The sequence below is a fragment of the Leptolyngbya sp. 7M genome, from assembly GCF_018128485.1.
Map to the genome: position 1 here is coordinate 3,017,281 of NZ_CP070897.1, position 20,941 is coordinate 3,038,221.

23 protein-coding genes, 1 tRNA gene and 1 riboswitch are annotated in these 20,941 nt (G+C 49.6%); of the genes, 13 read left to right on the forward strand and 11 right to left on the reverse strand.

Annotation, left to right across the window (positions count from 1 at the left end; all coding sequences use genetic code 11):
• Nucleotides 1–37: 37 nt before the first annotated feature.
• The 3 genes from JVX88_RS14815 to JVX88_RS14825 are packed head-to-tail and all read left to right on the forward strand — an operon-like array spanning nucleotide 38 to nucleotide 1,119.
• Nucleotides 38–214 carry a hypothetical protein gene (locus JVX88_RS14815; protein ID WP_211628086.1) on the forward strand — a complete coding sequence of 59 codons (177 nt, stop codon included), beginning with the start codon at nucleotides 38–40 and terminating at the stop codon, nucleotides 212–214.
• On the forward strand, nucleotides 207–755 hold the full coding sequence (locus JVX88_RS14820; RefSeq protein ID WP_211628087.1) for a DinB family protein: 549 nt from the start codon (nucleotides 207–209) through the stop codon (nucleotides 753–755). Before JVX88_RS14815 ends, JVX88_RS14820 begins: the two co-directional genes overlap by 8 nt.
• Before the next feature lie 4 nt (nucleotides 756–759).
• Nucleotides 760–1,119: a DNA-3-methyladenine glycosylase I gene (locus JVX88_RS14825; protein ID WP_211628088.1), complete on the forward strand. Its 360-nt coding sequence runs from the start codon at nucleotides 760–762 to the stop codon at nucleotides 1,117–1,119.
• On the opposite strand, the gene JVX88_RS14830 is transcribed toward JVX88_RS14825, so the two are convergent.
• From JVX88_RS14830 to JVX88_RS14845, 4 genes are all read right to left on the reverse strand, one after another.
• Nucleotides 1,025–2,500: an AAA family ATPase gene (locus tag JVX88_RS14830; RefSeq protein WP_211628089.1), complete on the reverse strand. Its 1,476-nt coding sequence runs from the start codon at nucleotides 2,498–2,500 to the stop codon at nucleotides 1,025–1,027. The two genes, JVX88_RS14825 and JVX88_RS14830, sit on opposite strands and share 95 nt — an antisense overlap.
• A 281-nt stretch (nucleotides 2,501–2,781) precedes the next feature.
• On the reverse strand, nucleotides 2,782–3,132 hold the full coding sequence (locus JVX88_RS14835) for a hypothetical protein (protein ID WP_211628090.1): 351 nt from the start codon (nucleotides 3,130–3,132) through the stop codon (nucleotides 2,782–2,784).
• Between the two features lie 612 nt (nucleotides 3,133–3,744).
• Entirely contained in the window at nucleotides 3,745–4,449 is a 705-nt protein-coding gene (locus JVX88_RS14840) for a glycosyltransferase family 4 protein (RefSeq protein WP_211628091.1), read from the reverse strand.
• Between the two features lie 14 nt (nucleotides 4,450–4,463).
• On the reverse strand, nucleotides 4,464–5,141 hold the full coding sequence (locus JVX88_RS14845; RefSeq protein ID WP_211628092.1) for an alcohol dehydrogenase catalytic domain-containing protein: 678 nt from the start codon (nucleotides 5,139–5,141) through the stop codon (nucleotides 4,464–4,466).
• A gap of 103 nt (nucleotides 5,142–5,244) precedes the next feature.
• Between JVX88_RS14845 and JVX88_RS14850 the strand changes: the two genes are divergently transcribed.
• The 3 genes from JVX88_RS14850 (at nucleotide 5,245) to JVX88_RS14860 (ending at nucleotide 6,881) form a co-directional block, all read left to right on the forward strand.
• The gene (locus JVX88_RS14850) at nucleotides 5,245–5,799 is read left to right on the forward strand and encodes a hypothetical protein (RefSeq protein ID WP_211628093.1); all 555 of its coding nucleotides are present in this window, start codon (nucleotides 5,245–5,247) and stop codon (nucleotides 5,797–5,799) included.
• Nucleotides 5,800–5,813: 14 nt separating this feature from the next.
• Nucleotides 5,814–6,182 (forward strand): hypothetical protein, encoded by a 369-nt coding sequence (locus tag JVX88_RS14855; RefSeq protein ID WP_211628094.1) that lies wholly within the window; start codon nucleotides 5,814–5,816, stop codon nucleotides 6,180–6,182.
• 78 nt (nucleotides 6,183–6,260) lie between these two features.
• Complete coding sequence (locus tag JVX88_RS14860; RefSeq protein ID WP_211628095.1) at nucleotides 6,261–6,881, forward strand: hypothetical protein; 621 nt, start codon at nucleotides 6,261–6,263, stop codon at nucleotides 6,879–6,881.
• Between the two features lie 90 nt (nucleotides 6,882–6,971).
• Here the strand turns inward: JVX88_RS14860 and JVX88_RS43080 are convergent, their stop codons facing one another.
• The 4 genes from JVX88_RS43080 to JVX88_RS14880 all read right to left on the reverse strand — a co-directional run bounded on the left by JVX88_RS43080 (nucleotide 6,972) and on the right by JVX88_RS14880 (nucleotide 10,219).
• Nucleotides 6,972–8,615 carry a serine hydroxymethyltransferase gene (locus tag JVX88_RS43080; protein WP_211628096.1) on the reverse strand — a complete coding sequence of 548 codons (1,644 nt, stop codon included), beginning with the start codon at nucleotides 8,613–8,615 and terminating at the stop codon, nucleotides 6,972–6,974.
• Nucleotides 8,616–8,695: 80 nt separating this feature from the next.
• The gene (locus tag JVX88_RS14870; protein ID WP_211628097.1) at nucleotides 8,696–9,127 is read right to left on the reverse strand and encodes a VOC family protein; all 432 of its coding nucleotides are present in this window, start codon (nucleotides 9,125–9,127) and stop codon (nucleotides 8,696–8,698) included.
• 53 nt (nucleotides 9,128–9,180) lie between these two features.
• Entirely contained in the window at nucleotides 9,181–9,783 is a 603-nt protein-coding gene (locus tag JVX88_RS14875; RefSeq protein WP_211628098.1) for a YdeI/OmpD-associated family protein, read from the reverse strand.
• Between the two features lie 40 nt (nucleotides 9,784–9,823).
• Nucleotides 9,824–10,219, reverse strand: coding sequence for a secondary thiamine-phosphate synthase enzyme YjbQ (locus tag JVX88_RS14880; protein ID WP_211628099.1), 396 nt, complete (start codon nucleotides 10,217–10,219; stop codon nucleotides 9,824–9,826).
• A gap of 97 nt (nucleotides 10,220–10,316) precedes the next feature.
• Here JVX88_RS14880 and JVX88_RS14885 point away from each other — a divergent pair, with 97 nt between their 5' ends.
• The 5 genes from JVX88_RS14885 (at nucleotide 10,317) to JVX88_RS14905 (ending at nucleotide 14,730) form a co-directional block, all read left to right on the forward strand.
• A complete protein-coding gene (locus JVX88_RS14885; RefSeq protein ID WP_211628100.1) occupies nucleotides 10,317–11,324 on the forward strand; it encodes a hypothetical protein in 1,008 nt (335 codons plus the stop codon).
• Nucleotides 11,325–11,381: 57 nt separating this feature from the next.
• Nucleotides 11,382–11,523, reverse strand: a riboswitch (guanidine-I (ykkC/yxkD leader).
• 354 nt (nucleotides 11,524–11,877) lie between these two features.
• On the forward strand, nucleotides 11,878–12,552 hold the full coding sequence (locus JVX88_RS14890) for a type I restriction endonuclease subunit R (protein WP_211628101.1): 675 nt from the start codon (nucleotides 11,878–11,880) through the stop codon (nucleotides 12,550–12,552).
• Between the two features lie 100 nt (nucleotides 12,553–12,652).
• Complete coding sequence (locus tag JVX88_RS14895; RefSeq protein WP_211628102.1) at nucleotides 12,653–13,285, forward strand: acetoacetate decarboxylase family protein; 633 nt, start codon at nucleotides 12,653–12,655, stop codon at nucleotides 13,283–13,285.
• 125 nt (nucleotides 13,286–13,410) lie between these two features.
• Nucleotides 13,411–13,785 carry an oxalurate catabolism protein HpxZ gene (gene hpxZ / locus JVX88_RS14900; RefSeq protein ID WP_211628103.1) on the forward strand — a complete coding sequence of 125 codons (375 nt, stop codon included), beginning with the start codon at nucleotides 13,411–13,413 and terminating at the stop codon, nucleotides 13,783–13,785.
• Nucleotides 13,786–14,013: 228 nt separating this feature from the next.
• Nucleotides 14,014–14,730, forward strand: a complete 717-nt coding sequence (locus tag JVX88_RS14905; RefSeq protein ID WP_211628104.1) for a hypothetical protein — start codon at nucleotides 14,014–14,016, stop codon at nucleotides 14,728–14,730.
• A gap of 52 nt (nucleotides 14,731–14,782) precedes the next feature.
• Here JVX88_RS14905 and JVX88_RS14910 read toward each other — a convergent pair whose 3' ends face one another.
• A complete protein-coding gene (locus JVX88_RS14910; RefSeq protein ID WP_225931417.1) occupies nucleotides 14,783–16,507 on the reverse strand; it encodes a lysine--tRNA ligase in 1,725 nt (574 codons plus the stop codon).
• Nucleotides 16,508–16,534: 27 nt separating this feature from the next.
• Between JVX88_RS14910 and JVX88_RS14915 the strand changes: the two genes are divergently transcribed.
• Nucleotides 16,535–18,136, forward strand: coding sequence for a CarD family transcriptional regulator (locus JVX88_RS14915; protein WP_211628105.1), 1,602 nt, complete (start codon nucleotides 16,535–16,537; stop codon nucleotides 18,134–18,136).
• 96 nt (nucleotides 18,137–18,232) lie between these two features.
• Here JVX88_RS14915 and JVX88_RS14920 read toward each other — a convergent pair.
• Both JVX88_RS14920 and JVX88_RS14925 read right to left on the reverse strand, forming a co-directional pair.
• Nucleotides 18,233–18,306: transfer RNA gene (locus tag JVX88_RS14920), tRNA-Arg, on the reverse strand.
• Between the two features lie 70 nt (nucleotides 18,307–18,376).
• The gene (locus JVX88_RS14925) at nucleotides 18,377–19,387 is read right to left on the reverse strand and encodes a glycosyltransferase family 8 protein (RefSeq protein WP_211628106.1); all 1,011 of its coding nucleotides are present in this window, start codon (nucleotides 19,385–19,387) and stop codon (nucleotides 18,377–18,379) included.
• Nucleotides 19,388–19,922: 535 nt separating this feature from the next.
• Here JVX88_RS14925 and JVX88_RS14930 point away from each other — a divergent pair.
• Nucleotides 19,923–20,939, forward strand: a complete 1,017-nt coding sequence (locus tag JVX88_RS14930) for a glycosyltransferase family 2 protein (RefSeq protein WP_211628107.1) — start codon at nucleotides 19,923–19,925, stop codon at nucleotides 20,937–20,939.
• Nucleotides 20,940–20,941 lie beyond the last annotated feature (2 nt).

The window sequence follows — 20,941 nt, forward strand, 5'->3', positions numbered from 1 at the left end:
GTATTCGAATGGTATTTGGGATATTAAGAGGCAATTGATGCCACTGATCTTGAGAAGTACGGACGATCATTTTGTGCTCGAAGCACTGAATATTTTTAATCGACATGACGGTGAGAAGATCACTTGTCCTGCTGTCGCGATCACTGAAAGGAACAGTGAAGGTTATGTTAAGTCGATCCGTGTCTTTATAGACATCAATCCACTGTATGCTTAGTCCACGCGAGGTCGTGAGAGATCTGCATAACATCAGGGACGACGTGAGATCGGCATTCGGTCTGTTGTCGGAAGAGCAGCTGAACTGGAAACCCGCGGCGGACAGTTGGAGCGTTGCTCAGTGTCTTGATCATCTGATCTTGACGAACGAGCAGATGTTGGTACCGCTAGAGAAGAAACTCTTGGGAGAGGGGAATACATTCTGGGAAAATTGGTCACCGTTGACAGGATTCTTTGGCGGTTTCCTACTAAAGAGCATGCGTGAGGACCAGAAAAAGTTCAAAGCTCCGTCGGATTCGATCGTGCCGCCGAGCGAACTGCCAGCCGATATTGTTGAGCGGTTAGTCGCGAACCTGGAAAGGGTCGCTGAGAAGATAACGGCATCGGAAAAACTGGACCGGAATAAGACCGTCATCACATCGCCCTTTATGGGATTGATGACGTATAGACTGTCCGATGCATTCGACATAATCGCCGAACATTGCAAGCGGCATATCCGCCAGGCAAAACGTGTCACGCTCGACGTAAATTTTCCGAATTGATCCTATGAAACGCTGCACATGGGCATCGAATGAGCTGAACATCCCATATCATGACGCCGAGTGGGGAGTGCCGGTGCACGACGACCGTTTGTTGTTTGAATTCTTGATCCTTGAGGGAGCTCAGGCAGGTCTGAGTTGGGATACGGTGCTTGCAAAGCGGGAGAATTATCGCAAGGCTTTTGATGATTTCGATCCTGAAAAGGTCGCTCGCTATAGCGACGCAAAGCAAGCAAAGCTCCTACAGAACGAAGGTATCATACGCAACCGGCTTAAGATCGCCTCGGCGGTTCGCAATGCAAAAGCGTGCCTCTCAGGGCTGTCACCTGCTCGCTCATGGTCTTGGAAAGCGGTAGGGTCGCCTTAATGGCCGCAATGATATCGAGTTGAGTGAACTCTCGCTCTTGGGCGAATGCTTCGTACATCGCTGCAATCAGGGCCTGTTCAATTTCCGCTCCCGAAAAACCATCACAAATGCTAACTAACTGATCCAGATCGAAACGAGCAATGTCGCGACGCCGCTTCGAGAGGTGGATCTTAAAGATTTCCTTGCGCTCCTCGGCATTGGGCAGATCGACAAAGAAGATTTCATCAAATCGACCTTTGCGGAGGAATTCACCCGGCAACCGCTCGACCCGGTTGGCCGTCGCCATCACAAATACGGGCGAGGTTTTCTCCTGCATCCAGGTAAGGAAAGAACCAAAGATCCGGCTGGAGGTGCCACCATCGGAATCCGCAGAGCCAACGCTGCCAGCAAAAGCTTTATCAATTTCATCGATGAATAGAATCGCCGGGGAAATTGATTCCGCTGTCTTCAGCGCGTTACGCAAGTTGGCTTCTGACCGTCCAACCATGGAACCATCATAAACACGGCCCATATCCAGGCGCATCAACGGTAGGCCCCATAGGCGGGCTGTTGTTTTAGCAATCAGCGATTTACCACAGCCTGGGACACCTAGAATCAGCATCCCCTTAGGTTGGGGTAGACCGTATTCCCGCGCTCGTTCGGTAAAGGCGTTAGAGCGCTGTCTTAACCAATGCTTCAGCTCCTCTAGACCGCCAACTGAATCCAGAGTTTCGTCCTCTTCAATGTACTCTAGAATGCCGTTACGACGAATCAACTGCTTCTTCTCAGAGAGGACGATTTCCACCTCGGCTTCGGTGAGGCGACCTGCCATTACCTGGGCCTTGCGATACACTTTCTCAGCTTCATCTCGCGTTAAACCCAAGGCAGCCTTCAGCAATTTCTCGCGAGTTTCCGTAGAAGGGCGACGCATCCGGTTTTGCTCGATCTGTTGAGTCAACACCTGGTTTAACTCAGCCATGTCAGGCAACGCATAATCTAGAACCGCGATCTCTTTTTCTAACTCGATCGGCACTTCTAGAACCGGAGACATCAAAATAATCGTTTTGTGGGTATCCTTAAAGCTGGCAACCGCATCCCGTAGCCACCGAATCACATCCGGAGCCATCATGGGGTGCAGGTCCTTAAAGATGTAAATGCCAGGTTCACGCTGCCGAATTACCCATTCAATCGCTGGTTGCGGCGAAACTGTGTTATGCTGAGTCACGTTGCGCGGCTGACCATACTCAACAATACCGTGGGTCACCGTCCAGATAAAGACTCGACGTTGAGGTTTTGTCTGAGCAATTGTTGCAATCGTCTGCTCAGCTCGCTCTTCCTCAGAGGTAACGAGATAGATCAGAGGGTATTGAGCCTGAACGAGAATACTAAGCTCTTCTTTCATGATCGGTAAATCCAATTGAGAGACGGTGCTGCTAATACAAAAGCTCAATATTGGTATAGGGTACGAGGTACTGGTAATTTTGTTCAGCTAAGTACCAGTAGCAAGCACCTACTATTCAATTTGCTAGATGAAACCTACTCTACAAGAGTCGATTGATTGAGTAACCCGGCTGTAACTTATCCTGAAACTTATCCTGATATGTGCTGGTTCACAGCAGCTTAAGTAATTGTCCGTAAACAAGTTTCGCTTAGCTAACGTTTAGCATGCTCTATCCGCCAGAACTAGCAGGGAACCAACTCCCCCTCGTCGTGCTGATCTGGATTCGAACAACCCTCCTGTACCCGTGCAACCGAAGCATCATCGTCAAGAACAGTAGATTGCTCTTGAAGAGAAACCATCTCTCCCTCACGCACTACAAGCGAAGTCGAACAGCTAGGACAGTTGTAAACCCGATGCACTTGCCCGTGATTCGCGTCATCTACCTCATCAACTACCTCCGGGTGCTCCAGATAGAAAATAATTGCCCGCTCTGCAATGGCTGACATGGGTTGTAAATCGACTGCTGAGCGAACCTTTAGCTGGCGGTGTAGCTCTGGAGGAAGATATAGGGTAACTTTGTGCTTGTCTTGCATAGAACGACTATGTGATTAATACCCGGGTATGCATGACAGGATAATCTGCTTTTTCGGGGGCTGTCAAGACAGCAGAACGGTATGACAGCATGATTGTTACACTTATTTACAAAACGGAGTAAACCTACGAAAACGCTGCAGATTAATCATGCTAAGGATAGAGGTTTGCTTTTGAAAAACGAGTCGGAAAACGGTTGCAGCTTGGTCTAGGCAGCCCGATTAATTGACACAGCGCTATGAATTGAGACTGTCACTGTTTAATAAGTTTAATGAGTGGCTGCTCAGTATCTGAGCAATTGTTTTTAAGTAAGTCAACCTGATTAAGCAGTAGATGCAGTGCAGGGTATCTTGCCCGGGCTAGCGAGATGCTTGCACTATGAATCCTCAAATTAATCTGAATATGTTGATCTACTTGTTGATCTACTTACAGCCTTTTGCAGGCTGGTGAAGTACGAAAAACGGGGTGCAGGGCACTCCCCTGCGTGGGGGCGAAGCCCCCACACCCCCCATACCTTACATGAGTGAAAAAGGCTGTAGATGCTACAGATGGCTCCCAACAGACTAGAACCTAGAACACTGATTCTAATCAACCCCTAATCTTATGTGGCGCTCTTACACTGGCGTACTGGAGTAGAGGCGGTGCTGCTGTAGAACCTGGGTATAGAGTTCTTCGAGGCGAGTGATGTTGCGACTGAGCGTATAGCGATCCAGCACTCGCTGACGGGCTTTGCGCCCCAACAGAGCTGTCAATTCGGGGTGATCCTGGCAAAGGGGTAAGAGGGTGCGCAGTTGGGCAGAAACTCGTTGCGTGGTTAAAACAATTCCGGCTCCTGCTTCCAGAACTTCACCATCGGCTCCGGCATCGGTGGCAATACAGGCGAGACCACAGCTCATTGCCTCTAGGAGAGAAAGCGACAGTCCTTCCACTAGAGAAGGCAAGATGAACACATCAGCCCCGCGCAGAAGCTGAATGCGCTCTTGTTCATCTGCCACGAAGCCTAACCAAATGACGCCTTGTTCTTCTCCGTAAGTACTCATCAAGGCGGGCAGTAGCGGTCCACTGCCCACAATCACCAGCTTGCTTTGTTCACCCATTTCGGCCTGTTTCCAAGCTCGTAGCAGCGATTCGACATTCTTCTCAACCGCGATCCGTCCCTGGTAGACAAAAATCCGCTGGGCGTTTAGTTCGGTCTTCAGTTTAGACAGACCAGGAGAATACTTGTCGGGATCGACCCCGTTGGGAATTACGGCGATGCGGGTCTTCGGTACCCCAAATCGGACTAGCAAATCCTGCTGAATTTGAGAAAAGACAATCACACGGTCGTAGTTGGCTAGGAACGGTGCATAGACTCCTCGATCACGACATCGAACTGTTCATTATTTTCAAACTCATCCTTTACCTTGAACGTCCTGATGCCGCGCTTATCCGCAAGTTGTAATTTTGATGCGTGTTTTCCTATAAGAGTTACTTGTGTAGATATTTTTGCAAGGACGAATGAGCACAGAAGACCAAGTTTTCCGTCACCAATGACCGCGATTTTTTCTGTTTCGCCTAGCTGGATCCGCTCGGTAATGCCGAGTGCGGCTGCCAGCGGTTCAACAAACACGGCTTCGCGGTCGGTTATCTCACCGGGTAAGACCAGGAGGTTCTCTAATGGAAGCGAAAGGAATTCGGCGTGAGCTCCGTCGCGGCCTTTAATTCCCAGAACGGTCCGGTCGGGGCAGTGCCTTGGGTCGCCGGAAACACACAGATGACATCTGCCGCAACCAGCATTGATCTCGCCAACTACCCGCTTTCCGATCAGATCCGGACTGTCTTCTGAATATTCAACAACGCCAACAAACTCATGACCGAGAGTGCCGAAAAATCCGGAATATCCACGTGTGATCTCCAGGTCGGTGCTGCAAATGCCGGAGGCCGTCACACGGATAAGTACTTCTCCATTCGGCTTTGGCGTATCAACGCGGTTAAGACCTAGGCCGTTTCTAGTGTTTTGAAGGGCTAACATCTCTTACCTGAAAATTTACAAACTTTTACCAACAAAATATACTTTAGCAATGTTTCTAAAGGCATCCAGATTTTCAAGATCGATATTTCGCATTTTGTCATTAATGGCCTTGTTGGCCGTGACTGCGTTGGCTATTGCCTCCTGTTCTGATCCTGGCAGCGCAGGAAAGTTAACCGGAACACCAGCGGGTTCGCCGACCGATGGCTACAAGAAACTTTATTCTGCAGTTAAGTCAAAGGATACGGAAGCCATCAAAGCGGCGATGACCCAGAAGTCTCTGGATTTTGCAGGAACTGTCGCCGCACAGCAAAAGAAGGAGATCGCGGAAGTTCTTGCTAACGGATTTACCGCCACCACGTTTGCAGAACGGTTACCGCAAATACGTGACGAACGCATAGAAGGTGAGATGGGAGCTGTAGAGGTTTGGAACGAAAAAGATAAGCGATGGGAGGATCTGCCATTCATATTCGAGAACGGTGAATGGAAGCTGGCCATCGGCGATCTATGGGCCAACACCTTTCGCTCGCCAGGAAAGGGAAGGGCACAAAAAGAAGCTGAGGCCGCTAATGTATTGAATGGAAATACTATGCAGCCGCTGCAAGCGAATATAAATGGGAATTTCCAAAGTGCTCCGCGTCCGGCTCCGCGAGAAAAGTAAGTGCTTCATCAAATATGACCGGCACTGACCTAACTGAACTCGTAATACAATACGAAAAGCATGGATGGCGTCTTCGGCGAATAGTTTCGACGGACACTCTGGGTCCTGACATATTGCGAGAAATAGAAGCGTTTGGAGACGACATTTATGTTAGCCTGTCTGTGGTTGACGGGGCGTGGTTCTCTCGCCGATCGGGAGAACGATCCGAAACATGGGAGTTGAGGCGTCTTGGAGGCTCTCCTCTCGCGATGCTGGCACGAATCGAACCCCATTCCGATCCGGGCGGGATCGAGAAAATACTCCGAGAGATCGAAGAAAAAATGAGCCACAAAACGAAATCAGTTTTTTCGACGGATGCTAAAGTATCGCCGACCTCTGCATGAATCATTCACTAGCCTTTCTTCATCTTAACGAAATGCTTGACATCGCAGCGATGCAATAGCAAACTTTAATTGTTGAAAATGATGATCAAAGATCTCGGGCCGAGAGTTGAAAAGGTTTGGAAAGGCTTGCGGCCAATGACAAAGAATATGCTGGTCGGTGCACTTCGCTCGGGCAGTAATCCTTCAGAAAACACCGCCCCTGCCAAATTTTCATATGATACTCACGCTGACTGGGAATTGAGCAGATTGTTGTCGGCACTAGACGAGCAAGCCGGAGCTAGGACCTCCAAAAGGAGCCTTAAGAATAAGGCTGAGATCGATCGGCTCGCCGAAATGTGTGCAAACGTGCTTGAATCGCAAAGCGGTGCTGCGGAGGTCTTCATTCAGCTTGCCACCCGGGCAATAAATCGAAATGATTATCGAAAACTGGATGAACTCTCGAATCGCTTGACATCCCAATATTCAGCTGCAGAGATAGCCGAGATCGTGCGCCAGACAGAGCTCCCACAGATCCGGGCCATTGCCGCGGAAACACTTACTATGCTGCCGATAGAGTATTTGGCGGCACTTCTTGAGGATCCGCTTTATTCAGAAATAGCGGCTAATGCCTTGGAACAGCTTGCGTACGAATATGACTCGGAAGATGCTCGTGAGGTTCTAGATACCTATGTCGGAACGGAGTACATCCGCGGCGATTAGGTCTTGGCCAACAGAATTAACAAAAGGGCACGTGCATTGATCACCTAGTGCCCTTTGTCATTTATGCCGGCAGTGTTGGAACCGGCGTTGTCAGCTTCCTGTATTAGCCTCACTGGCATTCCTCTTTAGCCTATTTGGATACATCGGAAATCGTGCCGTAAGTTGTGCCACTTCACGGCGAATACGAGTCTTAACCTCATCTGAATCCGGAGAGTGGATAACCTCGGCGATCCAGTTGCCGATCGATTTCATTTCATCCTCCTTCATTCCGCGAGTGGTTAAAGCGGGCGTACCTATGCGAATGCCGGAGGCGACAAAAGGCTTCTGAGTATCGAATGGGATAGTGTTTTTATTAACCGTTATATGAACTTCGTCAAGGGCCTTTTCGGCTTCTTTTCCGGTGATGCCTTTGCCATCAAGGTAAACATCGACAAGCATCAGGTGATTGTCTGTCCCACCTGAAACGATACGAAGCCCGGCGTTAGCGAGTGTGTCAGCAAGAATTTTGGCATTGACTATTACTTGTTGCTGATACTCTTTGAAATCAGGACGGAGGGCTTCACCGAACGCGACGGCTTTTGCGGCGATGATATGGACAAGGGGGCCTCCCTGAATGCCCGGGAATACACGGCGATCTAGGTCTTTTGCAAATTCTTCTCTGCACATTGCAAGCCCCGCCCGCGGCCCGCGAAGTGTCTTGTGCGTTGTGGTCGTAACGAACTCGCAATGCGGGACGGGTGAAGGATGGAGGCCGACGGCGACAAGTCCGGCAATGTGGGCGATGTCTGCCATCACCATTGCTCCAACCGACCGGGCGATCTCGCCGATACGTTCGAAGTCTATGGTCCGTGGATAAGCGGAAGCTCCGCAGATGAGCAATTTAGGACGGCTTTCTTCGGCGATCCTTTGCAGGTCAGCATAATTTATCTGCTCGGTCTCCCGATCTACACCGTAATCGGCAACTTTATAGTTCAAGCCTGAAAAATTAAGCGGATGGCCGTGTGTTAAATGGCCACCGTGCGAGAACGTAGAATAAAGTTTAGGCGAATTTATCAATTCATCGGCCGCCAGGATATTTACCACGCCTTTTCCGCCGAGCGTCTGCATAAAATCCTCGAGCCGGACGGCCGGCTCACCGAAAAAGGTATGCCCGCCCTGCTGTTCCAATTGCAGAAGTCCACGCTGTATCGCACCGACCGATGCCTTTGAGACATTGCCGTATTGCGTCGTAAACTCGCTTGCATTTTCGGCCACGAACATCAGCATCTGCTGCAGGTCTTTGAGATCGAGCAACAGCAACCCGTTCTCATCGGCGATCTTGAATGCCAGCGTCAGAACGCCTTCTTGGGTTTCGTTCAATTGAAGGATCCGAGATATCAACAGCGGCCCCATTTCTGAAATGGTCGCACGCAGCGGGTGGCCTTCTTTGCCGAAAACGTCCCAGAACGTTACTGGACTTCCTTCGAACACCGCATCGGGAAAACCAAGCTGCGTCAGACGCTCGCCGACCTTTCCGGTCATCGAGCCTGCCTGGCTGATGCCGCTCAGGTCACCTTTTATATCCGCCACAAAGACAGGCACACCAAGTTGGCTGAAACCTTCAGCAAGCTTCTGCAGCGTTACCGTTTTTCCGGTTCCTGTGGCGCCGGTCACAACGCCATGGCGGTTCGCCATCTGCGGTAATAGTTTGAATTCGCTCTCGTCCCGTTTCGCTACTAAGATCGGTTCTGCCATATTTAGAATATACGTTAAATGTTATGGACGGACTAAGGCTATCCGTCCGCCTAAAATTTGTCTTTTTATCGGAACTGATATTAAGCCGCCGCCGAAGCATCCGCTTCGTTTGGGGCGTCGCAATTGACCATCCAATTGATGCCAAATCTATCGGTCAGCATTCCGAACGCCTCAGCCCAAAAGGTCTTATCCAGCGGCATTGTTACCGTTCCTCCCTCTGAGAGTTTGTCGAAATACTCCCGAGCTTTGGCAACATCGTTCAAGCCGATCGCAAGAGAAAAATTGCTACCCGGTGTTGCCGGATGCGATGGCGGAGAATCGCTTGCCATAATGAATGAGTCTCCGACCTTCAATGTGCAATGCATTATGGCATTGTCATTGCCCATTCCTGACATTGGTGATTCGCCGTAACGCTGGATAAAGATCAATTCTCCGCCAAGAGCATCTCGGTAAAAATTTATCGCCTCTTCGCAATTGCCGTTAAAGCTTAGGTATGGCTTGATTCCCAACATAGTTTCCTCCTATTTGGTTCCCAAATGAACCGTGGTTGTGATATTGACCCTGCTCATCGTTTTTTTTCATACTTCCAATTCCGCCTTTTGCCTTCCATCAGCCATTCGATGGTTGTTGCGAGCCGTTTTTCGCGGGTCGCATCGGTCTTTGCATCTGTGATCCATTCGATGTATTCACGTTTGCAGCTCGGCGGAAATTTTTCGAAGGTCGCCGCAGCTTTCTTATTCTTTTTGAGCTCACCGGCAAGTATATCCGGCACTACTATCTCGGCTTTCGGCTTCGCTTTTCTCTCGACCTTGATCCCTTTTTCATTCAGCTCCATGGCCTTGTGAATGAGCGAAATGATCACCTTGTCCGATGGCAGATCTTTAAGCGAGTTGATCTTGCCGAACGAACCCATTGCGGTCTTCTCCTTTGGAAACGCGTCCGATTCGATCAGGCTCTGCTTCCAAAACATAAATGCACAGTGGGCCTTAAATGAGGCCATGCCGCACAGGATCCCTTTGTATTCGAAAGCGGGCATCGACCATTTGAGCGTCTCACTCACGTCCGGGCAAGCCTGATGCACAAGGGAGCGAAGATGCTCAAGTATCGGCCTTGCAAAATCTTCAGATTCTTCTATGTATTCGTCAACACGCGGGTCGATCTTTGGCATGCCGTTAATATACTTCAAAACACCTGCCGTGTCAGTATATTTAGATTATCTTCATTAAGACCTTCCTTTCCCTTGCCCCATCGAACTCACACAGGTAAATTCCCTGCCAACGGCCAAGGCACAACCGTCCCTTCTCAAACGGCACCGTAACACTCGAACCGACAAGCGATGATTTGATGTGCGCGTCCGAATTGTGTTCGAAGTGTTTGAAGTAGGGATCGAACTGTGGGATCAGACGATCCAGAAAGCCGAGCATATCGCCCTGCACGTCCGGATCTGTGTTTTCGTTGATGGTCAAACCGCAGGTCGTGTGCTGTGTAAAAAGAACACATACACCCTCATCCTTTCCTGAGCGGCGAACGATCGCCCCTGCTCGGTCGGTTATATTGATCATCTCTTCTCGCTTCGAGCTCTTTATAAATAGCGTTTCGGTCATCCGTATCCGATCTCAACTTTTAAGCCGGGTTCACTGGCCCGTCCGATTCCTGTTAAACTAATTTACATCAATTCAATTCGTAAAGGGGGAACTAATAGTGAAATTCTCTTTGGCCGCACGCCTAATTCTTCTGATCATTACATTTACAGCAGCCATTTCAGCCCAGAACCGTTTCGAAGGCTATTCATTCGTGCTCGAGGCAGATGAATCCGGTGTTTGCCCTGTTCGTTATCTTCCGGGCGCAAGCGGAGGAAATTCCGTCGAGGTTTTCATCGCCGGCACCGGTCAGCGTCAGAACGCCGCCGGTCTTACCGCTTGTGATGGAGCCGGAGCGAACGCCAACAATGTTCTGACGAACGGCGTCGGCAAATGGTGTTTTCAAGGGCCCGAGCCAATGTATGAGATACGGCTTAAGAATGGCGACACGTATCTTTGGTATCCAACGACAAAGGAATCCGGTTTCTTCAATGTAAAGGATTTCCGGCCCGTAACACGCTCCGGAAGCGAATACGTTTTCACCGAACCCGCAGACCATACAGCCACTATAAGAAATGCTCTTTACTTTATTGCATCACGACAGGGCGGAACGCTTCGCTTTCCCGAGGGCGATTATATTGTCGGAACTCTGGACGGCAACCGCCGTGACCCGCGCTTCCGCGCCCTGACTCTGCCCTCCGGCGTCGTCATTGAAGGTGCGAGCGCTCGTATATCAACACCTTCAACGCTTCTCCCAAACAACAAAAGCGCAAGCCGCATCCGGCTGCGTAACGATAACCAGGCCATATTTCGCATCGGCGGATGCACATCAAATATCACGATCCAGAATCTGGAACTAGTCGGCAATGAAGCTCTCCAGGCCGAGGCACAACGAAGCGTAGCGAATACCTATGCGATCGAAGGCTTTGGGAAATGGTCGATAGATCCGGCGACCCGGGCCCAATTGACGAATACCAGTATGGTGTTCAAGTTCAGCAACCTGACCATACAGGGTTTCGACCGCGGCATCTATGTGCACAATGCCGGCGGCGACAACTGCAACCCGTCGCTCCAAGCTTGCGGCGAATGGCAATTTGACCACCTGAAAGTAGAACATATCTTTTTGTGAAAGCGAGAATCATAAAGAGAAACCCGGAAGAAACCAGTTGGGTTAATCAACTGACGTTCCTCCCGGGCTTTTCTCCCGCCGTGTGGCTAGCGATTGCTTCAATCTGAAAAACTTGCGCCTAAACACTAGCCTGCCTCTCTCGGACCAACCATTCAGCTTAATGGAGATCAACCGAATCGGAACCCTAGAGGCAATAAATTGTTGAACATAAACTCAGTGATACCAACGGAATCCAATCAAAGATGTATCAGGAGCTACGAAACGCTGTTTTTCTATTGGTAACAGAAGTTTAAGTTGCTTGTCTTAACCCTTAGCAGGGTGAGCGTAATTCTCCTAATTGTCGTCAGATTGAATAGAGTAGTCGTAAGATCTCGTGTTTGCTGATACCGAGAACTATGGACAGAACTAAGTACCTCGGCATAATTAAAAACCAGATTCAAAACCCTGCCGGCGTAGCGGGCGGCGCAGGGTTTTGGGTTTTATGTTTAATTATGCTCACCTACTTATGGTATGGGCAGTGCAACGTGGTATCGCCATTGGGAGACGTAGGAATGTGACTCAGACGACAGCAGTTACCAAGGCAATTCTAAGTTTCCGGGATGTGGAAGCAAAGCTCAATTTGCGGCGGAGTACCGATCCCCACCTGTTTTACGAGTGGAAAGAAAGCCTCCCGGAGCTATCCAACTCCGAAAAGATATCTCTGGAACGACTTTCCACCCGGTATCTCCGTTACCTAGAAGAAGGAGAAATTAACGAAGGAACGCTAAATATCATTCTGCTGTCTCCTTTATTGGATGCTCTGGGGCTATGCGATCCGCCCTATCGCATTCGGGGAGAAGCCTGGGTCGAAGTGCAAACCGCCGTCGATGCTGAAGAAGGGGTGATGACGCTGGAAGGGCGGATTGATGCACTGACCCTCCAGCAGCAGTTTTGGCTCGTCATCATTGAGGGGAAACGCGGGGGGTTCAATGTCTTGCAAGCAGTGCCACAGACCTTAGCATATATGACAGCGACCCCCGATCCTGATCATCCCGTCTTTGGCTTGGTGACAAATGGGTATGACTATTTGTTTGTGAAGCTGGTGAGGCACGATTGGCATGAGTTTGCCTTATCTCATAACTTCACGCTGCTATCAGATGAGCAGAGCAATCTGTTTCGCGTGGCGCGGGTGCTAAAGCATCTAGTTAGCATTGCTGGAACCAATAGGGGCAACGGAAGGGCGGCATGAGAGATCAAGATTCTAGCCTGCATTAATTCAATGTCAACCTCAGATAGAGGCAGGCTGCTACCGAGGCTAGGAAACTAAAAGAGAGTACCTGCAAAGCACCATGTCCTATCCTTCTGCGCCTTGGCACCTAAAGGGATTCTCCCTACAAACACTGCATCTTCTCGATATTGAGCGAGTGCGTCCCGTGATTCCGTCTGAGCTGAATATCGTTTCGGTACTGCCCGGAAAAACCGTGGGTGGAGTTTATATCGCGTCCTATGGTGCCGGTTCAACGATGCCGTACAACGAGTTGATTGTCGTGAGTGCGCTGCTGCATTGGCAGGGCAAAGTAGGAGCCTGGATTTCTCATATCTATGTGGATCATCCTGATTCGGTGGTTGGAGGGCGAGAAATTTGGGGCTTACCGAAACAGCTAGCCCAATTTACCTGGAATGTCGGTAAGATGCCATCGGTTCAGGTCAACCATAGTGGGCAGACCCTCTGTACCCTGAGCAGCAGTTGGCAACTTCCAGGCTGGCCGCAGCCAGTTTCGGGGACTGTGTTTAGCTTGCAACACACTCAACTGTTGCAGTTTACCGGACAAGGCACGTTGCAGTTGCAGTTGGCTGGGGTAGATTTGACCATTGATTCCACAAGCCCTCTAGCAGAGCTGAATTTAGGCCGCCCCTGGCTTGGGTTTTACAGTAATTCGCTGGATTTAATCGTCAATCCGCCCATACCCGTGCACAAATAACCAACCGAACTGGTTCTAAAGTTTCTAAAAATGGCGCATAATTGCTGCATGAAATAGTCCTGTATGAGCTATGGCAGTAGCGTACAGGGTATTTTCATATACAGTGTTTTATGCGTTAACAAACTATGTCAGAAATCAATCTACCCGCAGTGGTCGCTGAAGTAAAATCTGCCTTCGAACGCTATGAGGCTGCCCTTGTCAGTAACGATGTCGCTGTATTAGATGAATTGTTCTGGTCAAGTCCTCATACTGTTCGCTATGGCGTCACCGAAAATCTCTATGGCTATGAGGCGATTGCCGCATTTCGCTCGGCCCGTGCCCCAGCAGGGCTAGCCCGGACTCTCAGCAATACCATAATCACCACCTATGGCACTGATTTTGCAACGGTTAACACCGAGTTTCAGCGTTCTGGGCAATCGGGGCGACAAAGCCAAACCTGGTTACGCACAGATCAGGGCTGGCGGGTTGTTTCTGCCCATGTGTCGCTGTTGGCGAATTAGGTTGGTGATTTCTTAGGATGCAGCAAACTGCCAATTCTAGTCTAGCAATCTCGCTATCCCCGTTGCCATCCTCTCTGGCTCTCCTGCCCTTCCATTCTCCCTAATCACAGAATAGTCTACTAATTCGTTCACCTTTTGTAGCTTTGTCTGTATTTCTGTAAACTTACACGGAACAGGTAGATCTGCCTTTGTAGAAAGGGAATATCCGCTACTACGAGGATGAGGACGATGCGTTTCGGGCAGATAATCGCGGGATTGGGAATCGGAGTTGGCTTAACCGCAGGTGCGTTGGGAGGATGGACTGCATTCCAGCAATGGCAGAATCAGGCACCCCAGCCGATTAATTACAGTAATGCCAGCCAGCCAGTTCCTCAACCTGAACGGGCCGTTCCCGCGCGCCAACCGGCACCCATTGTAGCCCTCAGCCAAGCCGAGAATGATTATCTCTACGATCTGTCCCAGGCGCTACAGTCGGTGGAGCATCGCCGCCTCACGGATGCCGAACGGTTGGCGATTGGGCGGCAAATTGCGGGCTGGTTACAAACGGGCAGCCGCTATTGGGATGTGCGCTCTCAGTTTGATCAGGTTTATAAAACGGCAGTAGCAGGTGACTATGCCTACAACCGAGATGTGTATATCAAGTTTGCCACCGAGCGATTGGCTCCTGGGTTTGTATCGACCCTGACTCCACCCCAGCCAGAACCGCAGGTGATCCTAAAAACCAGAACCGAATATGTTGAATCTCCAGGCCGGACTAAGGTGATTAAGGTCCCAGAACCGTTCCCCGTACCCGTACCCTATCCAGTTCCTGGCGGTGGCTCATCCCATGTGCCGGATTATCCGGATCATCCTGGCCATCCCGGTCATCCCGGTCATCCTGACTATCCGGGTCATCCTGAAGAACCCAGTCACCCCAGCCACCCCGGTGATCCTGAGGAACCCTGATCCATGATAAGCCGAAGACGTTTCTCTCGAGTTGCGATCAAATTTCCAATATCTAGTTTTCTGAAGTTTTAGTTTCGGATGCCTGCTGAGCCTTTTCGGGCCGCATATGGGGAAAGAGTATCACGTCGCGGATCGAGTGTTTGTTTGTAACAAGCATGGTTAGGCGGTCGATGCCGATACCGATACCGGCCGCCGGCGGCATTCCGTAGCTGAGGGCTCTAATGTAGTCTTCGTCCAAGACCATCGCCTCTTCGTCGCCGCGTTCACGTTTGCCCATTTGATCAACAAACCGTTCGTATTGCTCACGCGGATCGTTAAGCTCGCTAAAACCGTTCGCAACCTCCATCCCGTTAATGAACAATTCGAACCGCTCCGCGATGTTTGGATTCTCCGGCGAAGCCTTCGAAAGCGGTGAGACGGACTTTGGGAAATCAATGATGAAGGTTGGTTGAATAAGCGTGTGCTCAACGTCATTCTCAAAGCGTTCGAGTAGATCGGAGCCGCCCCCCTCAGCAGTACCAACAGCCTCCAACATAGAGATACGGCGGAAGGCAGAGAAATCTATCTGATCTCCTTCATATTCGACCACTAAACCACCTGTCGCTTTTCTGACGCTCTCCTGGATCAGCTTTTCGCAAAAGTCCATCATGCCATTCACATCCATGTAGGCACAGTAGAATTCGAGCATTGTGAATTCGGGGTTATGCTTGTACGAGATGCCTTCGTTGCGGAAGTTGCGGTTGAGCTCATAAACCTTTTCGAAGCCGCCGACGACCAGCCGCTTTAGATAAAGCTCAGGTGCGATGCGCGCGTAAAGATCTATGTCAAGAGCATTATGGTGCGTCTTGAAAGGCTTGGCTGCGGCTCCGGTCGCCTTTGGAGTCAACATCGGCGTTTCAACCTCGATGTAGCCGTGGTCTTCCAAAAAGCCCCGGATCGAAGAGATAAGTTTTGCACGGCGCTCAAAAACCTCACGCGTGGTCAGCCCATCATGCTCAACCTGCAGGCTAGAAGCGATCAGGTCTGCATAACGCTGCCGCTGGCGTATCTCCGGGTCAGCGATGCCGTGCACCTTGTCCGGCATAGGAAGCATTGCCTTGGCAAGAAATTGCAGCTTCTCAACGTGGATCGAGACCTCTCCGGTATTCGTTACGAACAAATACCCTTCCGCGCCGATAAAATCACCGTGATCCAGCAACTGCCATACATTCCACGAGTTCGGAAAGTCGAGCAGTTCCTGCCTGTCATTGTGAATTACGCTGAAAGCACCTTTCTTGCAGTAGATCTGGAGCTTTGAAATGCCGTCCGTCAAGTGAACAAAATTTCCGCGGATCGGCGTTGTCAACCGTCCCGCGATCCGCACTCTTCCGGCAGTCTTTAGCTCTTCATTAAACGCATCTTTCTTTTCGGCAGGCGGGCGTTCGCCCTCTTTCAGTTCGGCCTTGATCTCGGCCATCTGTTCTTCGATCCTCACGACCAAACTGAAAGACTTTATAGCTGAAATGGTATCTTCACCGTCCGTTATCATCGAACGCGTGAATTTGTTCGGATATACATTACCAACCAGCTCACGCAGCTTCTCTAAATGCTCACGGCGAGCTTCGACCTGATCGTTAGGCTCGATGATCTGTTCAAATGAGGAAATGTCCATGTTTTCTCGCTTTGCGGAAGCATTGATTATAGAAAACCCCTTCGGACACAGCAAACTTCTCACCGATGTGGCAAAATTGAAATATCCATAGGAAACGCGCGTGGTGGAAGCAATCAGCCCCGCCAAAAATGTTTTCTATGGCTATCTGCGTTTATGCAAACCGGTAAGGAAGTAGGATGGTTATTTGAAGACGCGGCCCGCGCTGTCGCTGAAGGCGAACGTCTGATCACGCTCAGTGGACTGACCTCTGCGTCAAGCAAAGCTTTTGTTCTGGCCGCATTGTATCATCAGACAAGGAAGCGTTTCGCGATCGTTACCGATACCAACACATCTGCTGAAGAATTGCGTCGCGACATCGCTTTTTTTATTGATCGCAGGAACGCGGCCGCCTCGCTGCCGGCATTTGAGACCGACATTCATTCCGGTCTCTCACCGCACGCCGAAACCCTCGAGATGCGTGCTTTGACGCTGCACCATTTGCGATCCGGTTCTGTCGGGCTTCTCACACTTCCTATCCGTTCCTTATTGACGCGCTTACCATCCGCGGACGAGATCGAAAAGCTCTCGATCCGGCTAGAAATTGATTCGGAAACGGACCCGGAGCTATTAACAAAGCGTCTGATCGCGGCCGGCTATGTCAGTGAAGAACCTATAGCGAATGTAGGTCAGTTCTCACTTCGCGGAGGCATAGTTGATGTTTGGCCGCCTGGCGATGATCTTCCAGTGCGCATCGAATTCTTTGGTGACACGGTCGATTCGATCCGTGAATTCGATCCCGGAACTCAGCTTTCAAACCGCACGGTTCGTTCCGTCGATATTGCACCGATGCGCGAATATTCCGTAACCGCAGACGATATGCGTCTTTGGAGCGAATATGCGAAAGAGGCTTTTTCGGACGGGTCATTCGCTCGAGCCCTGAAAGACAGGACGGATTTTGCCGATGCGGGAGAAACATTCGGCGGGTGGGAATTCTTGCTGCCTATGATCCGGCCACTTGGCGGTTCCGTCTTCGATCTGATCGAAGATGCGATTTTCGTCATCGATGAGCCGACCGTGGTCGAAGAAAATGCTCGGATCTTTTTTGAGGACGCGCAAAGGCGGTATCACCAGAATGCCGAACTTGGCCAGATAGGAATACCGCCCTCTTCGCTTTATCTCGAACCGACAGAGCTGCGTGCACATCTTCACAGATCACGCACGCGGATCGACCTACGTGCGCTAGGATGTGCCGCCGCCAACACCGATGAAGAACTCTCGATCGATGCCGCTGGCACTTCAGATGAACGTGCGCCGCTTTTCCTTTTTTCGACGGCAGAGAAAGGGTTTGAGTTCGAGATAACCTCTCGACCAACAAGAAATTTTGGCGGACGGCTTGCAGAATTTGCCGGACATATAAGATCTTCGGTTCCGCATCTTGATAACCGTTTTGTAATGCGTTCAAGCGGAATGGCAGAAAGGATGGAGGAGATCTTCAGAGAATATGACATGAGCGTCGATCACGACGCGATAATTATCGGCGATCTCTCATCCGGTTTTGAACTTCCGGCTCAAGCCCTTGCATACATCACCGAATCCGATATTTTTGGCGAAGACCTGGGTTCGAAGCCGCGTCCGAAAGAACAAAGGCAGCGTCGCTCCAAGCTAAATGCCTTTGTCTCGGATTTTCGCGATCTAAAGCCCGGCGATCATGTTGTTCATATCGACCACGGTCTCGGACGATTTGAAGGACTTCAGACGATATCCTCGCATGCATAAAACCAACTAAAAAGCTAACCAATAAAAAGGGAGCAAGATATACGTCTGCTCCTCACCCATTTTCGCTCTCTATTCTCTTGTTCTCTCTACACTAGACGGGCTAGGAGGGATTCGAACCCCCGACACCGTGGTCCGTAGCCACGTGCTCTAGTCCACTGAGCTACAAGCCCTCGCTCACGAATTCATATCCTAGCACACCGCTTTTGAAACTGGCAAGTTCTGAAATCAACAAGCCCAGGGTTAGCACCATGGGCCGAGGCGATGCAGTCCCCGCTTCACTTTACCGACATCCTTCTGAGCTTTGCGGGCCACTCCTCGCCACCAAGTATCTCGCCAACCAGACCAAGCAGTTTGGTCGAGGTAGGCATAAAATAAGCCAGTCGCCGGATGCTGGCAGCCGCTTCGCCAGGGTTTGGGAGCATTGGTATAGTGAATAATGAGCGGGTTATTCTTCAATAATTCATACTGCGTCTGGTCATAGGGGCTATCTTGCCAAGACTCATAGGTGTATATTCGCGGCATTTGATTCCAACGTGGATCAAGTTCTCCCCAATTTCCGGCAAAGACAGCGTTTAACCCGTCCTGATCGGCGTCTCGAATATATTCACGATTTCGTTTACTGTACTCAATTACTTTCATTCCGATGTTCTCTACTCGCCATTTCTTGAGATTGACAACTAACAGGCCGGAGTTAAAGTATTTTTGATTGGGATTCAACCCCAACTCACGATAGTTACTCAACCCTACTGCCATTGACACTAATGGCTGATTATCGTCTAGCACAGCAAGCACGTAATGCTCTCCCAGATCCATTTGCCACAGCCCTGTTAGATCACCTTGCACAATCATGTCACAGTCTAAATAAATGGCTTTGTTGAGGTGGCTAGGCAACACTTGGGGCATTAACAAACGATAATAGGCAGTTCGGGTTAAGTAACGAGTCACCGACAGGTCTTGAAACAACGCCGGCTCCGGTTGAGTCCAATTGATTTCGAGTTGCTTAAACTGACGCAGGGAATTTACAACCTTTTGCTGGGTTGCTGGCCAAATGCCTCCATCCAGAATATAGAGCAGCAGCTTTTGCTGGTTGTTTTTTAAATTGCTCAAAGCCGAATAAACCATCACCGTCATCGGCATGGCGTAATTTTCATCGGCAGCGCAAACTAGCACAATGGGTTGACTCTGAGTGCTGATACTGGTTGGGTTCTCAGGACTGAATGTAGCCTGATTCGGTTCCATTTGTTTGGTCATAACCATCTCCTTTAGAGAAGGTGTGTCAAGGGTAAATACATAGAAAAACGATTACTCCAGGTTTGGGACAAAGAAATCAGCAAGAGGCGAGAATGAGAACGGATGAAGTGAAGACTAGTTCTCGAACGTAGTGGCTTTTTAGAGGAAGGTCTCTAGAATCAGCCAATGTTCGTCAGAATATATCTTTTTAAGAAGGAATGACAGAACTTAAATATAAAAATTTGCCGATAGATAGATGCTATAAGAAGAGAGCAGGTTTATGGCTTCTCAATATTTTGTGCTGGTGCTTCATCATTGCTTCATATAACGACTAGTAATTTGTAGAAATTTGCCGATCAAGGATGGTGAACAAGGAGTAAACTTTATTAGAATTCTGGGGGCAGGAACTTAAACCATTGTCTAGATTTTTACAAATCAATTGTTTCCTTCCCGATACATTGGCTTAGTCCTGCCCTTCACCGTTATGGCTAGCTTTGGTGTGACTGAGCGTGTGCCTGACCTAACGTGCTGATCAATATTGGGGTGACTACCATTCATGGAAAAACTTCTTTCAATTTGCATTCCTACCTTTAATCGCGCTCAGATGCTAGATCGGCAGCTTGCGTGGTTACTCCAAGAAGTAAACGAGCTTGGCGCAGACTGCGAAATCCTCGTGTCGGATAATTGTTCGCAGGATGAAACGCCTGCGGTAATCAAAAAATGGCAATCGGCCAGCCCCGTTGTGTTTCGTACGAACCGCCATCCAGAAAATTTGGGGTGGATGCGGAACTTTGCCTACTGTCTTAATGCTGCTACAGGACGCTATACCTGGATTTTGGGAGATGATGACAAGGTTGATGATGGGACAGTTGCTCTAGTCGTTTCGACGCTTAAAACTAGGACTGATCTTTCGCTGTTGTACCTCAACTTCTGCGAGCGCAATGTTACAACAGGCTATTTCAGTCCAGAACCTTGGCTCAAGCGGGTTGAAGACGATATCAATCTACCCGATAGCAAAGCAGTTTTTCAGAAACACATCCAAGAAAATATTGGTAGCGTGATTTTTATTAGCGCCACGATTTTTCGGACGCAGTTTGGGCGAGAAGCATATCAGTCGTGGCAAGAGAGTTTACAGAACTGGGGTGGGTTAGCTTACTGGAACGGTTATTGTGCCACCAAAGGCAATGTTTTAGTCACGGAAAAGACCTTTGTAGAATGTACAACTGGCGTCAGCTATTGGCAAAAAGACCCAAAAGCTTGGTTCAAAATTCGCTACTTCGATATTCCTGAGCTCTACAGTAAGCTCTATCAAATTGGCTATCCTCGCCAGTTTTGTCAAAAAATGATGCTACACATGGCTGAAGAGGATTTTATTAGCCGAAACGTGCTGAACAACCTAAAGTATTATCTTTGGTGCTTCTGGAAAGCGCCCCGCTGGTCCAGTCGAGTTGTGGCTGCCTATATCAGCTTCTTGCTGAGCTGCACCCTGGGTAGGAATACCGCTATAAAACTGGCAGAAGTACGAATGCCCGGATTCAGCAGCACAGCTAAAGAACTTGTAGATTCTCAGTAGCG